The 14,973-nt window shown below is 68.8% G+C and carries 14 protein-coding genes; 12 read left to right on the top strand and 2 right to left on the bottom strand.

Annotated features, from left to right (window positions below; all coding sequences use genetic code 11):
- Positions 1–177 precede the first annotated feature (177 nt).
- The 7 genes from mshA to AB0F41_RS30350 all read left to right on the top strand — a co-directional run bounded on the left by mshA (position 178) and on the right by AB0F41_RS30350 (position 8,449).
- Complete coding sequence (mshA, locus tag AB0F41_RS30380) at positions 178–1,518, top strand: D-inositol-3-phosphate glycosyltransferase (RefSeq protein WP_357429814.1); 1,341 nt, start codon at positions 178–180, stop codon at positions 1,516–1,518.
- Positions 1,515–2,018 carry a YbjN domain-containing protein gene (locus tag AB0F41_RS30375; protein WP_357429813.1) on the top strand — a complete coding sequence of 168 codons (504 nt, stop codon included), beginning with the start codon at positions 1,515–1,517 and terminating at the stop codon, positions 2,016–2,018. Before mshA ends, AB0F41_RS30375 begins: the two co-directional genes overlap by 4 nt.
- 147 nt (positions 2,019–2,165) lie before the next feature.
- Entirely contained in the window at positions 2,166–3,086 is a 921-nt protein-coding gene (locus AB0F41_RS30370) for an ROK family protein (RefSeq protein WP_357429811.1), read from the top strand.
- Positions 3,087–3,260: 174 nt separating this feature from the next.
- Positions 3,261–4,007, top strand: a complete 747-nt coding sequence (locus AB0F41_RS30365; protein WP_357429809.1) for a phosphoglyceromutase — start codon at positions 3,261–3,263, stop codon at positions 4,005–4,007.
- A 247-nt stretch (positions 4,008–4,254) separates the two neighbouring features.
- Positions 4,255–6,306, top strand: a complete 2,052-nt coding sequence (locus AB0F41_RS30360; protein ID WP_357429807.1) for a CocE/NonD family hydrolase — start codon at positions 4,255–4,257, stop codon at positions 6,304–6,306.
- A 224-nt stretch (positions 6,307–6,530) separates the two neighbouring features.
- Entirely contained in the window at positions 6,531–7,763 is a 1,233-nt protein-coding gene (locus AB0F41_RS30355; protein ID WP_357429805.1) for an ATP-binding protein, read from the top strand.
- Positions 7,760–8,449 (top strand): response regulator transcription factor, encoded by a 690-nt coding sequence (locus tag AB0F41_RS30350; RefSeq protein WP_039826973.1) that lies wholly within the window; start codon positions 7,760–7,762, stop codon positions 8,447–8,449. The genes AB0F41_RS30355 and AB0F41_RS30350 overlap by 4 nt, the downstream gene beginning before the upstream one ends.
- A 114-nt stretch (positions 8,450–8,563) precedes the next feature.
- On the opposite strand, the gene AB0F41_RS30345 is transcribed toward AB0F41_RS30350, so the two are convergent.
- Entirely contained in the window at positions 8,564–8,908 is a 345-nt protein-coding gene (locus AB0F41_RS30345) for a hypothetical protein (protein WP_357429803.1), read from the bottom strand.
- A gap of 30 nt (positions 8,909–8,938) precedes the next feature.
- Entirely contained in the window at positions 8,939–9,796 is an 858-nt protein-coding gene (locus tag AB0F41_RS30340) for a hypothetical protein (RefSeq protein WP_357429816.1), read from the bottom strand.
- Positions 9,797–9,924: 128 nt separating this feature from the next.
- Between AB0F41_RS30340 and AB0F41_RS30335 the strand changes: the two genes are divergently transcribed.
- The 5 genes from AB0F41_RS30335 to AB0F41_RS30315 all read left to right on the top strand — a co-directional run bounded on the left by AB0F41_RS30335 (position 9,925) and on the right by AB0F41_RS30315 (position 14,867).
- The gene (locus AB0F41_RS30335) at positions 9,925–10,950 is read left to right on the top strand and encodes a Ppx/GppA phosphatase family protein (protein WP_357429801.1); all 1,026 of its coding nucleotides are present in this window, start codon (positions 9,925–9,927) and stop codon (positions 10,948–10,950) included.
- The gene (locus tag AB0F41_RS30330; protein ID WP_357429799.1) at positions 10,947–12,647 is read left to right on the top strand and encodes a hypothetical protein; all 1,701 of its coding nucleotides are present in this window, start codon (positions 10,947–10,949) and stop codon (positions 12,645–12,647) included. Before AB0F41_RS30335 ends, AB0F41_RS30330 begins: the two co-directional genes overlap by 4 nt.
- 56 nt (positions 12,648–12,703) lie before the next feature.
- Positions 12,704–13,585 (top strand): sugar phosphate isomerase/epimerase, encoded by an 882-nt coding sequence (locus tag AB0F41_RS30325; protein WP_357429797.1) that lies wholly within the window; start codon positions 12,704–12,706, stop codon positions 13,583–13,585.
- A 174-nt stretch (positions 13,586–13,759) separates the two neighbouring features.
- Positions 13,760–14,662 carry a thioesterase family protein gene (locus tag AB0F41_RS30320; RefSeq protein WP_357429795.1) on the top strand — a complete coding sequence of 301 codons (903 nt, stop codon included), beginning with the start codon at positions 13,760–13,762 and terminating at the stop codon, positions 14,660–14,662.
- Positions 14,663–14,702: 40 nt separating this feature from the next.
- On the top strand, positions 14,703–14,867 hold the full coding sequence (locus AB0F41_RS30315) for a hypothetical protein (RefSeq protein ID WP_357429794.1): 165 nt from the start codon (positions 14,703–14,705) through the stop codon (positions 14,865–14,867).
- Positions 14,868–14,973 lie beyond the last annotated feature (106 nt).

Below are 14,973 nucleotides of genomic sequence, written 5' to 3'. Positions count from 1 at the left end.
AGCGCAGCGACTGACCGGCGGGAGTGAAGAACCGGGTTAATAGGGCCCCACCCTCGAGCGGCGGAGCCGCTCCAAAATTACCGCCCACCCTCGAGGCGCGGAGCGCCTCCAAAATTACTGTGATCACTTTCACCACTCGGGAAGGAGCCGCCGGGCCGCCGCGTTGCACCGTGCAGTATGGACATCGTGAGTCAACGCCCGGACCGCCGGCCGAACCGAATCGCCGTGCTGACGGTGCACACCTCACCACTGGCCCAGCCGGGCACGGGGGACGCAGGTGGGATGAACGTTTATGTGCTGCAGACCGCCGAACAGCTGGCCCGGCGTGGGACCGAGGTCGAGATCTTCACCCGCGCGACTTCCTCGAATCTGCCGCCCGTGCAGGAGGCCGCGCCGGGGGTGCTGGTGCGCAATGTGGTGGCCGGGCCGTTCGAGGGTCTGGACAAGCACGATCTGCCGACCCAGCTGTGCCCGTTCACGGCCGAGGTGCTGCGGCAGGAGGCCCGTCATCTGCCGGGCTACTACGACCTGATCCATTCGCACTACTGGCTCTCCGGCCAGGTGGGCTGGCTGGCGCGGGACCGCTGGCGGGTGCCGCTGGTGCATACCGCTCATACGCTGGCCGCGGTGAAGAACGCCGCGCTGGCCGAGGGGGATTCCCCGGAACCCGCGACCCGTGAGATCGGTGAGAAGCAGGTGATCGCGGAGGCCGATCGGCTCACTGCGAACACCACGCGGGAGGCCCGGCAGCTGGTGGAACTGTACGGTGCGCTGCCGGATCGGATCGATATCGTCCCACCGGGTGCGGACCTGAACCGTTACCGGCCGGGGGACCGGCTGCGGGCGCGCGCCGAGCTGGGGCTGGCCGCGGACGAGGAGATCGTGGCGTTCGTGGGCCGGATCCAGCCGTTGAAGGCGCCGGATGTGCTGGTGCGGGCGGTCGCGGAGGCGGTGCGGAGGCGGCCGGGGCGGCGGCTGCGGGCGTTGATCGTCGGCGGTCCCTCGGGGACCGGGCTCGAACGTCCGGATGCGCTCATCGAATTGGCGGCCGAACTCGGGATCGGCGATCAGGTCACCTTCCTGCCGCCGCAACCGCCCGACCGGCTGGTGCAGGTGTATCGGGCCGCGGATCTGGTAGCGGTACCCAGCTACAACGAATCGTTCGGTCTGGTCGCGCTGGAGGCGCAGGCCAGCGGTACGCCGGTGCTGGCGGCCGCGGTCGGCGGTTTGGGTACCGCGGTGCGGCACGAGCACAGCGGGCTGCTGGTGGCCGGTCATCGCACGCCCGATTGGGCCGGCGCGCTGGAATATCTGCTCGATGACCCGGCGCGGTTGCGGGTGCTGGGTGAGCACGCGGTGGCGCACGCCGCCGGTTTCTCCTGGGCGCATACCGCGGAGAAGCTGCTCGCCAGCTATACCGCCGCGTTGTCCGACTACGGTCGCGGTCCGGCTATCCTCGGCGAGAGCCAGGCCAGATCGCGGGCGCTGTGGCGGCGCCGGACGGGAGTGCGCAGATGAGCGAGGTGCCGGACACCGCTCGGGTCGTCGAGGAGACGCTGCGGGATCGCGAGATCGAATACACCCGGACCGGTGACGATGTGTTCGTCGCCGTGCTGCCGGGTGAGCGGAAGCTGAAAACGAACGTGATGCTCACGGTGGGCGGGCACGGGGTGCGTTTCGAATCGTTCGTCTGCCGCAAACCCGACGAGAATTTCGAGGGCGTCTACAAGTACCTGCTGCGCCGTAACCGCCGGCTCTACGGCGTTGCCTACACCCTCGACAAGGTGGGCGATATCTATCTGGTGGGCCGGGCGGCCACCCATGCGGTGACCGCCGACGAACTGGACCGCATCTTCGGCCAGATCCTCGAAGCCGTGGACGGCGATTTCAACACCCTGCTCGAGCTCGGATTCGCCGAATCCATTCGCCGGGAATGGAAGTGGCGGGTGTCCCGGGGCGAATCGCTGAAGAATCTGCGCGCGTTCGAGCATCTGGTGGATTCCTCCGACGCCGGCTGAGTCGCATGCTCGACGCGCCGCATCGACGATCCCACCCGGTCGATGAGGTGCAGTAATTCCGCGTGCCGGTGGCGGAGGTCGTCGAGTTTGCCGTCGAGTGTGGTGAGTTCGAGAATCGGGGGCGCGAAGCGATCCTTGGAGGAGTCGGTGGCGGTTCTGGCGCTGGATATCGGGGCGACGAAGTTCGCCGCGGGTCTCGTCGACGAGACGGGGCGGGTGTACGGGGTGTGCCGGACCGCGGTGCCGGCGCGGGAGGTGTGGCCGGAATGCCGGCGCCTGCTGCTCGAGGTGGCCGGCGGGTCCGCGGTGACCGCGGTCGGGATCGGATCGGCGGGCCCGGTGGATACACCGGGCGGAGTGACGGCTCCGCTCAATATTCCGGAGTGGCGTGCCGGGTTTCCGATCGTGGCGGCCGTCGAAGAGCTTTTCCCCACCGCGGTAGTGCGTTTCGCCATCGACGGTGCGTGCCTTGCGCTCGCGGAACAGCAATCGGGGGCGTTCCGGGGGATACGTAACGGACTGGCGATGACCGTCTCGTCGGGCATCGGCGGCGGGATCCTGGTGGACGGCCGGGTATCGCTGGGACGCACCGGCAATGCCGGGCATATCGGCCATATCGTTGTGCCGGGGTGGGAGGTGCCGTGTGCCTGCGGTGGGGTGGGGTGCGTCGAAGCGGTCGCGAGTGGGATGTCGTCGGCGCGCTGGGCCCGGGCACAGGGCTGGCGCGGGAAGACCGGCGCCGAACTGGCGGCGGCGGCCCGCACCGGCGATCCGATCGCCACGGCGGCGCTGGCGCGCGCCGGGACCGCGCTCGGCCAGGCGATCTGTTCGGCGGCCGCACTGCTGGATGTGGACACCGTGGTCGTCGGCGGCGGGTTCGCGCATTCGGGTGACCCGCTGTGGCGTCCGTTGCGGGAATCGGTCGGCCGGCACGCGAAGCTGACCTTTCTGCGCGGTCTGCGGGTGGAACTGTCCCGGCTCGACGACGGAGCCACGCTCGTCGGTGCCGCCGTGCTCGCCCGGTCGCCGATCGACCCGCTCGCCCTCGCGGAGCCCGGCGGGCCGTAGACGGCCGCGTCCGGTCACCGACGCCGCCTGAGGCGGCTCACCCCCACCGAAGGTGCCTCGAAGGTCGCACCCTCCGGACGGCCGGCCGCCCGCCGGGGCCGGTAGCCGGTGCCTCCCATCAGGCGGATCGGCCGGTCCGGGCACGCGCACGGCGCGCCACGCGCTCATGGCAGGATGACCGGCATGACCTACACCCTCGTTTTGCTGCGCCACGGCGAGAGCGAATGGAACGCCCTGAATCTGTTCACCGGCTGGGTGGACGTGCATCTCACCGATAAGGGTGTCGCCGAGGGTAAACGGGCCGGTGAACTGCTGGCGGAGCACGGCATCCTGCCCGATCTGGTCTATACGTCGCTGCTGCGCCGCGCCATCATGACGGCGAATATCGCGCTGGACGCCGCCGACCGGCACTGGATTCCGGTGGTCCGGGATTGGCGGCTCAATGAGCGGCACTACGGCGCGCTGCAGGGTAAGAACAAGGCGCAGATCCGCGACGAGTACGGCGAGGATCAGTTCATGCTGTGGCGCCGCAGTTACGACACCCCGCCACCGCAGATCGACCTGGGCGACGAATACAGCCAGGAAGGCGACCCGCGCTACGCGGATATCGAGGTTCCGCGTACGGAATGCCTGCTCGATGTGGTGAACCGGATGGTGCCCTATTGGGAGTCGACGATCTCACGGGAATTGCTGACCGGTAAGACCGTTCTGGTGGCGGCGCACGGTAATTCGCTGCGGGCGCTGGTCAAACACCTGGACGGAATTTCCGACGACGATATCGCCGGTTTGAATATTCCGACCGGGATTCCGCTGCGATATGAGCTGGATGATGATCTGCGCCCGGTCCGTCCGCGGGAGTACCTGGATCCGGAGGCCGCCGCCGCGGGCGCGGCCGCGGTCGCCAACCAGGGCGGCCGGTAGCCCGGAATGCCGAGGCGCCGCAGCCCGTAACGGGTTGCGGCGCTGGAAAATCCGGGTACGGGCGCGGATGGCGCCGCCGCGTAATTGTGATCCGTCACTACGCGGAATCCATTCATTTGTGGTGAATTCCCTGATTCCGCCGCTGAATTCGGACAGGTGCGCCCCGCCCGCCGATTTCTCGTTACCCGCTGGTAACACTGTGTATGCTCTCGATCGTCCGACCAGTCCGAGAGATGGATCACGGCCGATGAGAATTATGCTTCGCGCCACAGTGGCAATGGCCGCCGCGGTGCTGCTGGCGCCGATGCTGGGTAGCAGCGCCGCCGCGGCGCCGGTGGCCTCCGGTCCCGACGGGGGAGCGGCCGGCGCGCAGTGGGCCGCGACCCACGACGGGCCGCAGCAGTATCCGAACATCCACATCACCTGGGATGTGCCGATCACCATGAGCGACGGCACGGTACTGAAGGCCAATATCTACCGGCCCGCCGATGCCGCCTCCCGGCCCATCGACACCCACACTCCGGTGCTGGTCAATATGACGCCCTACACGAAACTGGCGTCGAACCTGGTCGACCATATGGGTTCGGTGCCCGGTATCTCCGATGCGGTGAGTCAACTGGCCCGCGATATCGATATGACCGGGACACCGCTGTCCGGCCTGACCGACCTCACCAAGGCCCTCGGCGGCGGCGCGCTACGCAACTTCGCCGTGGACCGGCAGCTGGTGAAGAGCGGCTATGTGCAGGTCGTGGTGGATGTCCGCGGGACCGGGTTCTCCCAGGGCGTCTGGGACATGTTGCGGCAGCGCGAACAGCAGGACACCGTGGAGGTGATCGACTGGGCGTCGCGGCAGGCGTGGTCCGACGGGCAGGTCGGGATGACCGGGATGTCGTACTCCGGCATCAACCAGCTGCAGGCCGCCGAACAGCATCCGCCCGCGCTGAAGGCCCTGTTCCCGGTGGTACCCGGCAGCGACCTCACCCAGGATGTGCTCATGCCCGGGGGCGGCTTCGGATTCAACTTCATTCCGCTGTGGATGTCGCTGATCAACGCGACCAAATGGATGCCGGATGTGCAGTCGATGGTTACCGGGACATTCGATCAGCAGTGGCTGCACGATCGGCTGTCCTCGCCGTTCACCTATCTCGATGTCTTCCTCAACGCCTACACCACGCCGCGAATCGAGGATCTGGATCCGCGATTGCAGGCGATGATCCGCGACGGCAGCCCGGACCGGCAGGCCTGGCTGGGCGATCCCGCGAAGGTGGAGGTGCCGACCTTCGTGACCGGCGGCTGGCACGATCTGTTCACCTATTCCGAGTCGCAGATCTACAACCAGATCCCGCTGCCTGCCGGGCAGAAACAGCTGCTCATGGGTGATACCTATCACATCAACTCGGGTAGCGAATCGGGGAAGCCGGGCCTGCCACCGCGCCTGGACGTGCTGCAGCGCGCCTGGTTCGACAAATGGCTGAAAGGGATCGACAACGGGATCGACGCATATGGTCCGGTCACGCTGCGGCAGCAGGGCGGGGGCTGGGTGACCCGGGACGGGTTCGGCGAGAGTGCGCCCGCGGACCAGGCCGCGGAGTACCGGCGGATGTATCTGTCCGCGGCGCCCAGCGGGACAGGCGGTCACAGCGTGCACGACGGTTCGCTGGGACCGGCCGCCGACAGTTCGGCGCGGTTGACCGTGGCACCCGGGCTCGCCGGTATCTGCTCCAACGACGCCGGCCAGGCCACCGCCGGGATCATCGCGATCGTCAACGCCTGCGGTGCGGATTCCCGGATCCAGGAATCCAACGGGCTGACCTTCACCAGCGCTCCGGTCGCCGCGGCGGTCGACGTCTCCGGGCCGATCGCGGTGCAGCTGCAGACCGTGCAGGACGCGGCCGACGGTTACTGGTCGGTGACGGTCAACGATGTGGCGCCCGACGGGCAGTCGCGGGTGCTGTCGTCGGGGCAGCTGATGGCGTCCCTGCGGGAAATCGACGATTCGCTCAGCAGCCGATCCGCCAACGGCGACTACACCGACCCCCGCCCGTACACCTCGATAGAGAACCGGCGGCCGACCGTGCCCGGCGAGGTCACCACGCTCGATATCGCGGTCCCCGCGATCGAGGCGCGGCTGGAGCCGGGACACCGGCTGCGGGTGGACGTCTACGCGGGCAATCCGCCCAAGGGCGTGCCGCCCCTCCCGATGCTGATCGACACCGGACTGAAACCGCAGCATGTGCAGCTGGACCCGAACCGGCCGAGTTTCGTCAACCTTCCGGTGCGCGGTAACCCGGGTTGGTGAGTACGCGCGGGTAACCGGCTCCCGATGCGAACCCCGTTGTGTCCCAGACGCAACGGGGTTCGGTCGCGCTCCGGGTGCGAACACGCCCGGGGCCGATGTCGGAACGATCCGGTGCCGAACAACGAGTAAACGCCCGGCGAACACCGCAATAATCGCCCGTGACCTGCGTGAAACTTCACCGACCCCGGGTTTGTTTACCTGTAGTCGACCGTACGATTCTTGATGTGAGCGTTCCCCAGGCCGTTTTGCTGGCAGTCCTGGCGGCTGTCGTCGGACTGGCCGTCGGTGGACTTCTCATCCCCTACGTGAACGCGCGCACGGCGCAGCGGCGACAGGCCGACTCCGGTCTGACCATGTCCCAGGTACTCGATCTGATCGTGCTGGCCTCCGAAAGCGGTATCGCCGTGGTGGACGAGTACCGCGATGTGGTCCTGGTGAACCCACGGGCCGAGGAGCTGGGATTGGTCCGCGACCGGCTGCTCGACGAACGGGCCTGGGCGGCGGTGGAGAAAGTGCTGGCCAGCGGCGAATCATCGGAGTTCGATCTCACTGCCGACAAGCCCACGCCGGGGCGGGGCCGGATCGCGGTCCGGGGGCTGGCGCGGCCGCTGTCGCCGGAGGAGACCAGTTTCACGGTGCTGTTCGCCGACGACGATTCCGAACAGGCCAGGATGGAGGCGACGCGCCGCGATTTCGTCGCCAACGTCAGTCATGAGCTCAAGACACCGGTCGGTGCGATGAGCCTGCTGGCCGAGGCGCTGCTGGAAACAGCAGACGATCCGGACGCGGTCCGCCATTTCGGTGAGCGGGTGCTCGCCGAATCCAGCCGTCTCGGAAAGATGGTCACCGAGCTCATCGCGCTGTCGCGGCTACAGGGCGCGGAGAAGCTGCCCGAGCTCGAGGTCGTCGATGTGGACACGGTCGTCAATCAGGCCGTGGACCGGTCCCGGACCGCCGCGGAGGCCGCCGGGATCACGGTCAGCACCGACCGGCCGAGCGGGCTCGAAGTCCTCGGCGATGAAACGCTGCTGATCACCGCGCTGTCGAACCTGGTCGAGAACGCCATCGCCTATTCACCGCGCGGCTCCCATGTCTCGGTGAGCCGGTCGGTGCGCGGCGCCTATGTCGCGATGGCGGTCACCGATCGCGGGATCGGCATCGCCAAGGACGATCAGGAACGCGTGTTCGAGCGATTCTTCCGCTCCGACAAGGCGCGCTCCCGTGCCACCGGTGGTACCGGACTGGGTCTGGCTATCGTTAAGCACGTGGCCGCCAACCACAACGGTGAGATCACCCTGTGGAGCAAACTCGGCACCGGCTCGACATTCACCCTGCGCATACCCGCGCATCAGGAGGCCGACGGCAGCAGTGCCGGTCCGCCCGTGCTGACTAAAAGAGAAACCAGCCCGCGCCCCTCCGGGCCGGGCCGAACGAATGGTGTGGAGGCACGCAGATGACGAGTGTGTTGATCGTCGAGGACGAGGAGTCGCTGGCCGATCCGCTTGCCTTCCTGCTGCGCAAGGAAGGTTTCGAGGTCACGGTGGTAGGCGACGGCCCGTCCGCGCTCGCCGAGTTCGACCGGTCCGGCGCCGATATCGTGCTGCTCGACCTGATGCTGCCCGGGATGAGCGGCACCGACGTCTGTAAACAGCTGCGCACCCGCAGCGGGGTGCCGGTGATCATGGTCACAGCACGGGACAGTGAGATCGACAAGGTGGTCGGTCTGGAGCTGGGCGCCGACGACTACGTCACCAAGCCGTACTCGGCCCGGGAACTGATCGCCCGGATCCGGGCGGTGCTGCGCCGCGGTGCGGGTGACGAACTGGATTCCGGCAGCGAGAACGGAGTCCTGGAGGCGGGGCCGGTACGTATGGACGTGGACCGGCATACGGTCCTGGTGAACGGTAAACCGGTGACACTGCCGTTGAAGGAGTTCGACCTGCTCGAATACCTGCTGCGGAATTCGGGCCGGGTGCTCACCCGCGGCCAGCTGATCGACCGGGTCTGGGGCGCCGACTATGTGGGCGATACCAAAACCCTCGATGTCCACGTGAAACGGCTGCGGTCGAAGATCGAAGCCGATCCGGCCCGCCCGGAACATCTGGTCACGGTCCGCGGTCTGGGATACAAACTCGAGGCCTGAGCGCTGGGGCCGAATCGGCAGAACCTGAGCGAGTCGGGGTCGGCGGAGGCAGCGCGGCGTAACCAGCCAGGGCCCTCGCTCGGGAGTACCCGCGCGCCGCGGACGGGGTGTGGATCAGGGGAAATAGATCCAGACCTCGCCGACCGGGGTATCGGTGCGGTGCAGTGGCGCCCAGCCGAGACCCAGACCGTCCTCCTGGGCGCAGTCATAGAGCGGTATCGACTCGCCGTCACCGCGGCAGACGATACTGCGGCGGGCGCCGTAGGGGCTGAGTACCAGCTTCTTGCCCGATTCCGCGGCAACCCGCGCGTCCGGATGCCCGAGCGGGACGAATTCGGCGGTGCGGTCGGAGTACTGATGGGGGTCGGCGACCGGCCGGGCGGCGGCGACCGGACTCGTCACGACGCCGGCGACGCCCAGAGCGAACAGGGCCGCCGCGAAACCGGCCGGCCATCTCATCCAGGGGCTCCGCAGCATGCTCCGCTCCTGTTATCGCAGCTCGAGTCCCAGAATTCTATCCGGCAGCGGCGGGTTTCCCTGTTGGCGCGCCCGGGCCGTACGCCGGGCGCGGGTGGTCGCGGGATGCTCGGCGGCAAACGGGGTGCCCTCGCGGCGGCGTAACTGGCGTTCGAGCTCGCGGTAGGCGGGTTTGCCCAGGAGTTCGATCAGCTCGGCGCGATAGGCCTGCCAGACCGGTCGCTCGCCGATATGGGCGTCCGGAGATCCGGAGCAGTACCAGTCGAGATCCTCGCCGCCCGGGCCCCAGCCGCGCCGGTCGTACTCGGTGATCACGGTCCGCAGGATCTGCACCCCATCCGGGCGGGTCACCCACTCCTGGGTGCGGCGGATCGGCAGCTGCCAGCACACGTCGGGTTTGACGGTATGCGGTTCGAGTCCGCGGCGCATGGCCATGATGTGCAGCGCGCATCCGGCACCGCCCGGGAAATCCGGACGGTTCAGGAAGATGCAGGCGTCGTTGTGACGGCGGGTGCGTTCGGCCGGCTCGCCGTCGAGGTCGTCGGTCTCCAGGTAGGACTTGCGGCTGATCTTGCCGCGGTCGTCGCGGGCCACCTCCATCAGCTGCCAGTCCTCGGGGGACAGCAGTTTCACCGCTTTGCGCAATCGTTTGCGGTCGTCGTCGTCGGAGAGGAAGGCGCCGTGCGTACAACAGCCCGAGTCCGGCTGCTCGGCGAGGATCCCCTGGCAGGCGGGGGTGCCGAACACGCAGGTCCAATAGGAGAGCAGCCAGGTCAGGTCCGCGGCGATCAGATGCTCGTCGTCGGCCGGGTCCACGAATTCCAGCCACTCGCGAGGGAAGTCGAGTGGCACTTCCCGGCTCGGCCGCATCTTCGGCATCGGAAGGTCGGTCGGAGCGGGGACGGAGTCGTTCGCGGCTGCGCCTGACGTCACAACCCTCAACGCTAACACCACAACCGGGTCGCTCGGCGTTCAGGTTCACCAAGTAACGTGTCCGTGTGCGTCTAGGTGTCCTCGATGTCGGAAGCAACACCGTTCACCTGCTGGTGGTGGACGCGCATCGGGGTGGCCATCCCATGCCGATGAGCTCTACGAAGGAGTCGTTACGGCTCTCCGAGAGCATGGATGACGCCGGGCGGATCACCGCCGAGGGCGAGCAGAAGCTGGTGGATACGGTGGCCGATTTCGCCGGGCTGGCCGCGACCTCCGGATGCGCCGAGCTCATGGCATTCGCGACATCGGCCGTGCGTGAGGCCACCAACTCCGAGGCGGTGCTGGAGCGGGTGCGCACCGAGACGGGCGTGGACCTGCGGGTGCTGGCCGGAGCGGACGAGGCCCGCCTCACCTTCCTGGCCGTGCGCCGCTGGTACGGCTGGAGCGCGGGCCGGATCGTCAATCTGGATATCGGCGGCGGCTCGCTCGAGGTGAGCAGTGGGGTGGACGAAGAACCCGATGTGGCGCTCTCGCTGCAACTGGGCGCGGGCCGGCTCACCCGTGCCTGGCTACCGGAGGATCCGCCGAGCAAACGGCGTATCGCCATCCTGCGCGACTGGCTCACCGCCGAGCTCGTCGACCCCGCCAAACAGCTGGGCGACGCCGGAAAGCCCGATCTGGCCGTGGGAACGTCCAAGACCTTCCGGTCGCTGGCCCGGCTGACCGGTGCGGCGCCGTCCGGCGCCGGGCCGCGGGTGCGCCGGACACTCACCGGTTCGGGCCTGCGGCAGCTGATCGCTTTCATCTCCCGGATGACCGCCGCCGATCGCGCCGAACTCGAGGGAGTCAGCGCCGACCGGTCCCAGCAGTTGGTCGCCGGGGCGCTGGTCGCGGAGGCTGCCATGCGTGCGTTTTCCCTCGATACGCTGGAAATTTGTCCATGGGCGCTGCGCGAAGGGCTGATCCTGCGCAAACTGGATACCGATATGGATGGTGGACCTCTGACAACGAACGCTCCGGCAACCGCGTCCGGTAACGGTGTCGCGCCCGGCAGTGCGTCGGCGGGACCGATCGAAACGGTGCCTTCATGAGCAGGAATACGAATCAGCTGTCGGTGGCCGAACTACTCGCCCGCAACGGCCAGCAGCCGACTGCGAGCGGTGGGCGCAGGAGGCGTGGCGGGCGGGGTGTCTCGGTCGAGGAGCTGAGCGGTGACCTGCCGGTCGTCGAGAACGGGGCGTCGGCGCACGCGGCGCCCGATACCGACGATCCGCCCGCGGAGTACGCCGCCGGACCATCCGGCGCCGACGGATACGCGCCGGATGGATATGCGGGCGAACACCTCCCGTATCCCGCGCCGGATCCGAACTACTCGCCCATGTCCGGCCCGATCAGCGTGTACAACCCGCTCGCGCCGTACGGGTCCGATCCGGGCGCCGGTGACGCGCCGGCCAGGTTGGGCGATCCGTCCGGGGGTTCCTGGCCGGAGCAGCAGCCCCCGCCGGAGGACGACGCCTCCCGCTCCGCCGGGGGGCGCCGGCGCCGGGCCGAACCGGATGACGACTTCGACAACGAATCCGCCGGGGCGAATCGAACCTGGGAGCCCGGCCCCCCGACACCGGGCGGCGGCCGGGCCGCCCGCAGGCGTGCCGCCGAGGCCGCCGAGGCCGCGGCCGCGGCGGAATCCGCCGCCGAGGTGGCCCGGCAGTCCGCTCCCGAGGAGTACGGCCGGCCAGGTGATTTCGGCGGATTCGCCCCGGACTTCGGGTCCCCGGACTACGGGCCACCCGCCGCGCCGCCGGATTTCGGCAGGCCGGATTCCGGTCCGTCCTGGCCGGACCGGGCGCCCGGATTCGAGGCGGGCCCGCCCCGGCTGGGTCCGCCCGGAGCGGCACCGACGGAGACGTGGCAGCCGCCGGAACCCGGCCCGGCCCCGGATTCGCGGCCCAAGCTGGAGCGCCGCCGCCGGGGCGCCAGCCCGGTGCCGGAACCGGCGCCGTGGCCCGATCACCAGCCACGGCCCGAAGAGCAGGTGTTCGAGCAGGCGACGGTGATGTGGCCGGTCGCCGAACAGGATCAGCGGCCGCCGTTCGGCCCGCCGGGCGTCGACGCACCTTCGAGGGAAGAGCCATGGCACCGGCCCGGCCGTGGACCGGGTGGGCACGAGGGGCATCCGGCCCCGGCCGACCCCGGTTTCCCCGATCCGGGCGGGCCCACGGATTTCGGTTCCGGATTCGGTGATTCCGGCAGCTACGCCACCGATATGTTCGCCACGGATGTACACGGGCCGATGCGGCCGGTTTCCGGACCCGTGCCACGCGATCGGGGACCCGAAACAGGCGACTTCGAATCGGATTTCGCGCCGGAACCCGATCGCTACGAAGATCGGGAAGAGGCCGAATCCCGCCTTGCGCGCGGGCGCGCCGCACTCACCGGCAGGCTCGGCGTCGCCGGCGGGAAATTCGCGGGGGCGCGCGAACGTCTCGCCGGACGCGAGCGTGCCGAGGACAGCGATGCTCCCGTCGACCCCCGCAAACAGTGGATCATGCTCGGCGTCCAGAGCGTCGGCGCGGCCCTGGTAGGGATGGTGCTGTTCAAAGGTTTCGAGCAGCTGTGGGAGATGCAGCCGCTGGCCGCGCTGGCGCTCGCGGTGGTCGTGATCCTCGGACTGGTGGCACTAGTGCGGATCCTGCGCCGTACCGACGATATCTTCAGTACCGTGATCGCCGTGGTCGTCGGCGTGTTCGTGACGCTGGGGCCGTTGGCATTTCTACTCAGTACGGGCTGAGCGAGGCAGCGATGGCAGGCAGATCTCCCGCGGCCGGGTCGCGGGACGGTGGCCGGATGCGTGCGGTCAAGGTAGGACTGTCCACCGCATCTGTCTATCCGCAGAACACCGAAGCCGCGTTCCGGTACGCGGCCGAACTCGGTTACGACGGTGTGGAGTTGATGGTGTGGGCCGAACCGGCCAGCCAGAGCATCACCACCGTGCGCGGATACGCGCGCAAGTATTCGGTACCGGTCCTGGCGGTCCATGCGCCGTGCCTGCTCATCTCCCAGCGCGTATGGGGTGCGGACCCGGCGGCCAAACTGGAGCGCAGTGTGCGCACGGCGGAGGCGCTCGGCGCGGACACCGTGGTGGTGCACCCGCCGTTCCGGTGGCAGCGGCGCTACGCCGAGGGGTTCGCCGAACAGGTGCGGGCGCTCGAACAGGGCGGCGCGGTCGCGGTCGCGGTGGAGAATATGTTCCCGATGCGCGCCGACCGCCTGTTCGGGCGGGGCGCCGGGGATATCCGCCGCCTGGAACGCCGTGGCGGCCCGGGGCTTGCGCTGACCGCGTTCAGCCCCACCTACGATCCGACCGACACCGGATTCCGCCACTACACCCTCGATCTGTCGCATACCGCGACCGCCGGTACCGACGCGCTGGCGCTGGCCGAGCGGATGGGGCCGGGTCTGGTGCATCTGCATCTGGCCGACGGCCGCGGTGCGGCGCACGACGAACATCTGATCCCGGGTGAAGGGTCGCAGCCGTGCGCCCAGGTGTGCGAGACGCTGGTCCGCACGGGTTTCGCCGGACACGCGGTAGCCGAGATCAACACCCAGGAAGCCCGTACCACCGCGGCCCGGTCGGCGATGCTGGAGAAAACGCTCACCTTCGCCCGCACCCATCTGAACCCCGCGGTGACCTCCCCACCCGATCACAGCCCGATCGAATCCCGGTGATCGTGCATGGATCGTGGCCGGCGGGCACCTACAGTGACACGCGTATGCCGGTGGTCTCGCACCGTACCGGCGTGGGCAGAACCCGAATGAGCCGTTGAGTCGTCCGTGTACCAATATGGACCGGCAGCATCGAACCCGCGGTGACGGCCACGGGGCCGACGAAGAGGAGTACCGATGACGACGGAGACGGAGCCGAGCGCCGGTCTCGGCCTGGTGCATCCCGACGCGCCGTTCAGTCGGGTATGCGCCCTGACCGAACTCGCCGCCGACGAGCCGGGAGCGGGCCGGTACCGCGGCGTCATCGACAACATCTGGACCATCGGACCCAAAGTGCACGGCGGAACCATGGTCGCCGGATCCGCCGCCGCCGCGGCCCGCTGGCTACGTACCGTGGAACCCGACCGCGCCGGTATGGCCCCGCTGTCGGGCAGCACCGACTTCCTGGGCGCCCCGGAACCGGGTGAGGTGTTCTACGAGGTGACCATCCGCAAGGTCGGCCGTCAGATCTGCCTGGTGGATGTGATGCTGATCCAGCGCGGCCGCCCGCTGGTGCGCACCGCCTTCACCTTCGGTCATCTCGACGGACCCGACCGGCCGCCGCTCTACTCACCCGAGCACACCGACCTCCCGGTCGAACCCCCCGCCGATGCCATCGGCTACGAACCAGGTTCGTCGATGGGCCGCATCGTGCACGTGGCCCGCGGTATGGACACGTTCCTGGACCGGGAATGGGCACCGTTCATCGACGGAGAACACGGCGAACCCCGCCTGCGGATGTGGCTGCGGCCGCGCTCCGCCGATCAGGCCGACCCCGAGATCTCGTCCCATATCGCCATGATGGCCGCGGATATGTGCCCACCCGTCCCGACCAATCTCGGTTATTTCGGCTGGTCCCCGACCGTCCAGATGACCACCTACCTCCGCCGCCGCCCCGCCCCGGGCTGGCTGCGCATAATCGCCACGACTCATGAGGTCGGGGGCGGAATGTTCGACTCCGACCAGATCGTGGTCGACTCCACCGGCGCACTGGTCGCGCAGAGCCGGCAGCTGGCACTGCTTCCCTCGCCGAAGCGTTAGGTGATCGGAAGGGTGGGCCTCGACCGCCAAGGTGGGGCGGGTGGCCTTGCTCGCGAAGGTGGGGCGGGTGGCCTTGCTCGCGAAGGTGGGGCGGGTGGCCTTGCTCGCGAAGGTGGGGCGGGTGGCCTTGCTCGCGAAGGTGGGGCGGGTGGCCTTGCCCGCGAAGGTGGGGCGGGTGGCCTTGCTCGCCAAGGTGAGGAGGTGACCTCACCCGCCAAGGTGCTGTGTTTATTGGCGCGCTGGCGCGCGCGGGGTTCGGCCCTCTGAGCGTCTGCTGTCAGCCCTCGAGACTCGTGGCTTCGCCACATGCG

Origin of the sequence: Nocardia sp. NPDC024068 (genome assembly GCF_040638875.1) — a bacterium.
Lineage (GTDB): Bacteria > Actinomycetota > Actinomycetes > Mycobacteriales > Mycobacteriaceae > Nocardia.
This window is presented reverse-complemented; position numbering and strand designations above follow the sequence as displayed.